The organism is Pseudomonas sp. LJDD11 (genome assembly GCF_024584215.1).
Lineage (GTDB): Bacteria > Pseudomonadota > Gammaproteobacteria > Pseudomonadales > Pseudomonadaceae > Aquipseudomonas.
On record NZ_JANJFL010000013.1, the window covers coordinates 165,882 to 173,339 of the forward strand.

Consider the following 7,458-nt stretch of genomic DNA (forward strand, 5'->3'; position numbering starts at 1 on the left):
CCAGTCGCTATTCAACAGGGGGACTATTTCAAACTGTGTCGCCTCGTCCTGCCTGAGAATAAAACCTTCGGGCTGAACAGTGGCTGAGCGTGACCCGATAGTGGACATCGGGTCAGCGGGGGAAATTCCCGACCCTGCCAGGGTGGCAGGATCGGCGGCAGCCATTTACTGGCGATAATTCTTGAGGAAGTTGCCGATCCGACCGATCGCCTGTTCCAGGTCATCGACCCGCGGCAGGGTCACTACGCGGAAGTGATCCGGCCATGGCCAGTTGAACGCGGTGCCCTGAACGATCAGCAGCTTTTCCGAGAGCAGCAGGTCAAGCGCGAACTTTTCATCGTTGAGAATCGGGCAGACCTTCGGGTCGATGCGCGGGAACGCGTAGAGCGCACCCATCGGTTTGACGCAGCTGACGCCCGGGATGTCGTTGAGCAGCTCCCAGGTACGGTTACGCTGCTCCAGCAGCCGGCCAGGTGGCAGCACCAGGTCGTTGATGCTCTGGTAGCCGCCCAGCGCGGTCTGGATCGCATGCTGGCTCGGTACGTTGGCACACAGGCGCATGTTGGCCAGGATGTCGATGCCTTCGATGTAACTCTGGGCGGCATGCTTCGGGCCGGAGATGGCCAGCCAGCCGGAGCGGAAACCTGCCACGCGATACGACTTGGACAGGCCGTTGAAGGTCAGGCACAGCACGTCCGGGGCCAGCGAGGCGGTGCTGATATGCACGGCTTCGTCATAGAGGATCTTGTCGTAGATCTCGTCGGAAAACACCACCAGGTTGTGCTGGCGGGCCAGCTCAAGCATGCCTGACAGCACTTCTTTGGGGTAGACCGCACCGGTCGGGTTGTTAGGGTTGATGATCACCATGGCTTTGGTGTTTGGGGTGATCTTGGCCTTGATGTCGGCCAGATCCGGCCACCAGTTGGCCTGCTCGTCGCACAGATAGTGCACCGGGTTGCCACCGGCCAGGCTCACGGCGGCGGTCCATAGCGGGTAGTCCGGCGCCGGGATCAGCACTTCGTCGCCATTGTTGAGCAGCGCCTGCATCGACATCACGATCAGCTCGGACACGCCGTTGCCCAGGTAGATGTCTTCGATACCGACACCTTCGACCTGCTTCTGCTGGTAGTACTGCATGACCGCTTTACGGGCGCTGAACAGGCCCTTGGAGTCACTGTAGCCCTGGGCAGTCGGCAGGTTGCGGATCACGTCCTGAAGAATTTCGTCCGGGGCTTCGAAACCGAATGGCGCCGGGTTGCCGATGTTCAGCTTGAGGATGCGATGGCCTTCCTCTTCCAGACGCTTGGCGTGCTTGAGCACCGGCCCGCGAATGTCGTAGCAGACGTTGGCGAGCTTGTTCGATTTGCTGAACTGCATGTTGATGATCCCGAAGATGGACGTGCGGCAACGATGTGCGGCGCAATGGCCGTGAAAATGGGTTTGTCTGGTCTTGAAGCGGGTGACAGACTGATGACTGATGAGGCGCAATCATACGTGCCACCCGACCCGTGGAAAAGACACAGATCGGGGTTTTTCCGAACCGGAGGTGTATCAGTGGACAAGTTGCAAAAGACCCTCAAAGAGTGGGAAGAGATGCTCGATCCGCTGCAGTATCAGGTGTGTCGGCTCAAGGCTACCGAGCGGCCGTTTACCGGCAAATACAACAGCACTAAAACGGCGGGCATCTATCATTGTGTGTGCTGCGGGCTGGCGCTGTTCGATTCGGCGACCAAGTTCGACTCCGGCTGCGGCTGGCCCAGCTTTTATCAGACCCTGGACGACAGTGCGGTACTTGAAGTACGCGATGTCAGCCACGGCATGATTCGTACCGAGGTGGTCTGCGCTCAATGTGATGCGCATCTGGGCCACGTGTTTCCGGATGGCCCGCCGCCCACCGGGCTGCGCTATTGCATCAACTCGGTGTGCCTTGACCTGGTGCCGAGCGCCTGACGGCGTCAACCAATCTGCCATTGAATACAAAGGGACATAAGCATGAGCCAGGACCTGCTGAACATTGCCTGCACCACACTCAGTGGCGAGCGCAAGACCTTGGGCGACTATGCCGGCAAAGCCTTGCTGGTGGTCAATACCGCCAGTCAGTGTGGCTTCACGCCGCAGTACAAGGGACTGGAGCAACTCTGGCAGAGCTACCGCGAGCGCGGCCTGGTGGTGCTTGGTTTTCCGTGTAATCAGTTCGGCAAGCAGGAGCCGGGCAGCGATCAGGAGATCGCCGGCTTCTGCGAGTTGAACTATGGGGTCAGTTTCCCGCTGTTCAGCAAAATCGACGTCAATGGCCACAATGCCCATCCATTGTTCGTCCAGCTCAAGCAGCGCGCACCTGGCTTGCTGGGCAGCAAGCAGATCAAATGGAATTTCACCAAGTTCCTGATCAGTGGCAATGGCCAGCAGGTCAAGCGTTTCTCGCCGCTGACCAAGCCCGAGGCACTGCACGACGAGATCGAAGCGCTGCTGCGCTGAGCCTCACAGGGCGATGGGCGGCAGGCCCTGAGTGGCGGGCAGCCATTGATCCAGCACACTGAGCAGGTCGGCGCGGCGAAACGGTTTGGCCAGGTAATCGTTCATTCCGGCTGCCCGGCAGCGTTCACGCTCTTCGGGCATCGCGTTGGCGGTCAGCGCGACGATGGGCAGGTCCGGCCAGCGTCCGCTGCGGCGAATCTGCTGGCTGGCTTCGTAGCCGTCCATGACTGGCATATTGCAGTCCATCAACACCAGATCAAAGCTGCCGGACTCCAGCTGTTCCAGCGCCTCGCCACCGTGGCTGCTGATGATCACTTCGCAGCCCAGCTTATTGAGCATGCCCTTGGCCACCATCTGGTTGACCGGGTTGTCCTCGACCAACAGGATGCGTGCCTTGTGCGGCAGGCTGGGTTTTTTTTCGGTGTGCTCGGCGCTGTCACTGGACTCTTGGCGCAGGGTGCGGCGCAAGGTCTGGTACAAGGCGTTGCGAGCCAGCGGGCGGGCCTGTTGCTGCAGCGGCGCCAACGCGGTGACCTGCTCGCCAGGCATGAAGTTGCCGTAGGCCGTCACCAGCAGAATCGGGATCGATGTAATGCGGCGGATATCGAACAGGCATTCCGGGCAGTCGGTGACCAGCAGGTCCGGTTGCTGAGGTGCCTCCAGCAAGGTGCTGGCCTCGTCGATGCTGCGGCGCTCCAGGGTGACGCCCCAGGCGGGCAGCAGGCTGCCGAGTAATTCCACCAGGCCGCTGCCGGCCATGCTGATGACGGTGACATGACCGCTGAGCCGGTTCTGCATGATCGCAGACAGGTGCACCGGCAGCGGCAGGTCTGCGCAGAAACGACTGCCAAACCCGGGCTGCGATTCGATGCTCAGTTCGCCGCCCATGGCTTCACACAGATTGTGAGTCAGCGCCAGGCCCAGCCCGGTGCCGCCAAACTGGCGGGTAATGGCGGCTTCGGCCTGGGTAAAGGGCTGAATGATTCGCGCCTGGGCTTCCCGGGCGATACCGATACCGGTGTCACGTACCTCGATACGCACCCGGTAATCAAGGCTCTGCGGCTGCTGGTAATGAGTCAGGCGCACGTCAACCCGGCCAAAGCGGGTGAACTTCAGGGCGTTGGACAGCAGGTTACTGACAATTTGCCGGACCCGGGTCGGGTCGCCGATGATCAGTGAGGGAAAGTCCGGCGCGATCAGGCAGGTCAGTTCAACGCTGGGCGCGCTGTTCTGCGAGAGCAGGGTGGCGGTGTCCTCGATCAGGTTGCACAGGTCGAACGGAATGCGCTCGAATTCCAGATGACCCGAATTGAATTTGGACATGTCCAGAATATCGTTGAGCAGTTCGACCAATACTTTGCCCGAGTCGTGGGCAATCATCAGTTGTTGGCGCTGTTCGGCGCTCAGCGGGCCGTCGAGCGATAGCGCCAGCATGCCCAGCAGGCCATTTAGCGGGGTGCGGATTTCATGGCTCATATGCGCCAGGAACGCCGAGCGGGCCTGGGCCATGTCCAGCGCGGTACTGCGTGCCTGTTGCAGTTCTTCGTTGGACTGGCTCAAGCGCAGGTTGCTCGACTTCAATTCTGTGGTGCGCGCCGCAACGATGTTTTCCAGTTCGTCCAAATGCGTGGTAAGGCGATTTTCTGCTTCGCGGCGCTGGGCGAACTCACTGGCGACGGTCTCGATCTGGCGGTTGACGGTTTCGACCAGGATGCCGATTTCATCGCGTTCATGGCCGGGCGGGCAGACCAGCTTCTGCTGCTCACGGCGGCGAGGGTCATGGTGGGTCAGATCGCGAATCAGGGCGACCAGCGGCTTGGTCAGGGCCAGGTAAGAAAAGGCGCAGAGAATGGCGGCCAGGAGCAGGCTGCGGGCGAAGCTGTTGAGCAGGGTGATTTCAGTACGGTGCAGGAACGGGCTGCCGAACGCAAAGGTGTCCACGGTCAGGCTCAGGGTGCCGATAGGTTCATTCGGCATGTTATCGAGGCTCAGGTTGCGCTCGAACTGGCGGGTTTCGCCAAACAGGAAGTCGCTGATCAACCGGTAGCGGCCATTGCTGAGATTGCGCTCGACACTGGCCAATACCATATTGTTGTTATCGGTCAGGCGTGCGCTGACCACTGCCGATGATTGCAACAGCCCGAGTGTAAGTTCCTGGGCCAGCTCGGAATCGATGTTGTAGGCAATGCGTGACGCCGGATTGTGGCTGATTTCCAGCAGGGCATGAATTTCATGATCGATAGCCGCATCTTCGCTGGCATAATCGAGACCGATTTGTAACAGGCTCAGCAGCGTCCCCAGCACGAACCCGACCACCACGGCCAGGCGGGCCTGCTTGAACGACAACCTGTTGGTAAACGCTATATCCATTACCTACTGCCACTTCCGTTCTGACGTGCGCAGCTAGCATAGCTGATTGGTGCGGTGGATTAATCGGATAAACCCAAGGAGATAGAGTGGATTCCCGGCTGAATGCTTTTCTTGAACGCGCCGAAGCCGTGCTCACGCGGCTCGAGCCCCTGTTACCGGCTGTCCGCGAGCCGCTCGACTGGTCTTGCTCACTGGCCGCGCGCTGGGTGCGTGAAGGCCGCAGCGGGTATTTGATGCCGCTGCAGGTCAGTCTCGACATGCGCCTCTCTGACCTGATCGGGGTCGATCAACAACGTGACCAGTTGGGCCGCAACACCCGCCAGTTCATTGATGGTCTGCCGGCCAACCACGCATTGCTCTGGGGTTCGCGTGGCACCGGCAAGTCGTCGCTGGTGCGGGCGTTGCTGGCCGAATACGCTGACGCCGGATTGCGGCTGATCGAACTGGAGCGCGATCATCTGGCTGACCTGCCGCGGGTGGTTGAACAATTGCAGAAGCTGCCCCAGCGCTTCGTGCTGTTTTGCGACGACCTGTCCTTCGAGTCGGGGGAGGGCGACTACCGGGTGCTCAAGAGCGTGCTGGATGGTTCGCTGGAGCAGGCGCCGGATAATGTTCTGCTGTATGCAACCTCCAACCGCCGCCATCTGGTGCCGGAAAAGGAAAGCGACAACGTCAACTGGAAGCATGTCGATGGCGAACTGCACCCCAGTGAGGCGGTGGAGGACAAAATCGCGTTGTCAGACCGCTTTGGTCTATGGCTGTCGTTCTATCCTTTCACCCAGCCGCATTATCTGAATGTGGTCGAGCACTGGATCGGCCAGTTGGCCGGGCAGGCCGGTTTGCAGTGGCAGCGCGACGAGGCGCTGGATATTCTCGCGGTCCGCTGGGCCACCGGTCGTGGCAACCGTAACGGCCGGTGCGCCTATCAGTTCGCCCGCTACTGGGTGGGTCTGCAATTGCTGGAGCAACAACCATGATCGATCTGAGTGATGCTGGCAGCGGCCTGCAAGGCTATGAGCTACTGGCAGCGCAACTGCAGGCGCTGTTGTCCGGGGAGCGAGACTTCATTGCCAATGCGGCGCAGTTTTCTGCCTTCTTGTATAGCCAGCTCGAAGACCTGAACTGGGCGGGTTTTTACCTTAATAAAGATGACGAGCTGGTGCTGGGGCCATTCCAGGGCCAGGTGGCCTGTGTGCGTATCGCCTTTGGCCGTGGGGTCTGTGGTGCTGCGGCACAAAGCCGACAGACCCAACGGGTCGAAGACGTGCATGCGTTTCCCGGTCATATCGCTTGCGACAGCGCCTCGAATAGCGAACTGGTCGTGCCGTTGATCAAGGACGGGCGATTGATTGGCGTGCTGGACCTGGACAGTCCGAAGCTCAAGCGGTTTGGCGAGGTGGATCAGGCGGGGATCGAGCGGCTGGCGGAGATATTTTTGCAGGCCAGTGACTGTTGAACCGTCGGGCCGGTGCGCAGCGCAACTGCGCACCGGCCAGTGATCAATCGTAGATAACCTTCTTCTTCCATTCGGTCTGTTCTGCGTCGGCCTTCAAGCCTTCGGTCAGGGCGTTTTCGTCGTTCTCGGTCGGTGCGGTATTGGTCAGTACGATGGAGTTGACGCGCGCCAGGTTCTTTTCCATGGCCGCCAGTTGCGCCTGATACGTCACCGGGTCTGGCTGGTTGCGCAGGTATTGTACGCCGCGCTCGAACGCCAGACGCGCCTGGCCTGGTTGTTCCTGGTTCATTGCTTCCTGCCCCAGGGTGTTGAAAAACTCGATGTGCAACAGGACCAGGATGGTACGGATCTCGCGAATCCAGTGCTTGGCTTCGCTGGTGTGCAGAAACCCGTCATGAGCGGCACGGGTGACCTGGCCGTGCAGGGCTTCCAGCAGAAAACGCACGTCCTTGGCCTTGGCCTCGGTCTGGATCGGCGTCGCCGGGTTGGTGACCGGGATCGACTCACCCTTGCCGACCAGCTCTTTTAGCTCTTCTACGCGGTACTTGAGCTGGGCATTGTTCTTTTCCATGCTCAGCATGCGCTGCACTACATTGAGTTCAAGGCGCGTCAGCAGCAACTTGAGGGCAGGCGACATGAGTTGCCCAGGAAAGGTTTCGCTGATTTCAGTGCAACGCCGCAGTCGGTCGCTGAGTTCGACCTTGGTGCGGGCACTATCAAGCTTTTTGTTCTCAGCCACGTGGTTCAGGTAGCCGATTGCTATAAGCAGTGCGATACCGACCAGTATGAGCACCGTGATCATGAGTGGTGTCACTGTGCAAACCTCTATTAGTCCAGGTGTGATGATGCGAGTGTAGTGGCTAAGCACTACTGCGCATAGATGTTCTTATCTGCCGCGGCAAGCAAATCTTGATCGCCAGCCATGACAATCCGACCTCCGGCAAAAGCCCAGGTTTATACCGAAGTAATTGATTTCAATAAATTTTCATACGGGGGTTGACGACCTCGCAATCCATCAATAGAATGCGCGCCACTTACAGCGTAAAGCATACAGCGTAGCGCGGTAAGCAGTGAAGTAGTAGCGTGTCCCCTTCGTCTAGTGGCCTAGGACACCGCCCTTTCACGGCGGTAACAGGGGTTCGAGTCCCCTAGGG

At 59.6% G+C, this 7,458-nt stretch carries 7 protein-coding genes; 4 read left to right on the forward strand and 3 right to left on the reverse strand.

The annotated features are described in order from the left end of the window. Nucleotides 1–165: 165 nt before the first annotated feature. Nucleotides 166–1,377: a pyridoxal phosphate-dependent aminotransferase gene (locus NRB16_RS16695; protein ID WP_045481946.1), complete on the reverse strand. Its 1,212-nt coding sequence runs from the start codon at nt 1,375–1,377 to the stop codon at nt 166–168. 177 nt (nt 1,378–1,554) lie between these two features. Between NRB16_RS16695 and msrB the strand changes: the two genes are divergently transcribed. Together msrB and NRB16_RS16705 are read left to right on the forward strand one after the other, a co-directional pair. Then, the gene (gene msrB / locus NRB16_RS16700) at nt 1,555–1,950 is read left to right on the forward strand and encodes a peptide-methionine (R)-S-oxide reductase MsrB (protein ID WP_045481942.1); all 396 of its coding nucleotides are present in this window, start codon (nt 1,555–1,557) and stop codon (nt 1,948–1,950) included. Nucleotides 1,951–1,992: 42 nt separating this feature from the next. Then, complete coding sequence (locus NRB16_RS16705; RefSeq protein WP_045481939.1) at nt 1,993–2,478, forward strand: glutathione peroxidase; 486 nt, start codon at nt 1,993–1,995, stop codon at nt 2,476–2,478. Nucleotides 2,479–2,481: 3 nt separating this feature from the next. Here NRB16_RS16705 and NRB16_RS16710 read toward each other — a convergent pair whose 3' ends face one another. Further along, entirely contained in the window at nt 2,482–4,848 is a 2,367-nt protein-coding gene (locus NRB16_RS16710; protein ID WP_253115099.1) for a response regulator, read from the reverse strand. An 86-nt stretch (nt 4,849–4,934) separates the two neighbouring features. On the opposite strand from NRB16_RS16710, the gene NRB16_RS16715 reads away from it, so the two are divergent. Further along, a complete protein-coding gene (locus tag NRB16_RS16715; protein WP_045481932.1) occupies nt 4,935–5,825 on the forward strand; it encodes an ATP-binding protein in 891 nt (296 codons plus the stop codon). After that, nucleotides 5,822–6,304 (forward strand): GAF domain-containing protein, encoded by a 483-nt coding sequence (locus NRB16_RS16720; RefSeq protein WP_045481929.1) that lies wholly within the window; start codon nt 5,822–5,824, stop codon nt 6,302–6,304. Before NRB16_RS16715 ends, NRB16_RS16720 begins: the two co-directional genes overlap by 4 nt. A gap of 43 nt (nt 6,305–6,347) precedes the next feature. On the opposite strand, the gene NRB16_RS16725 is transcribed toward NRB16_RS16720, so the two are convergent. Next, nucleotides 6,348–7,118: a hypothetical protein gene (locus NRB16_RS16725; protein WP_045481926.1), complete on the reverse strand. Its 771-nt coding sequence runs from the start codon at nt 7,116–7,118 to the stop codon at nt 6,348–6,350. Nucleotides 7,119–7,458: the final 340 nt, after the last annotated feature.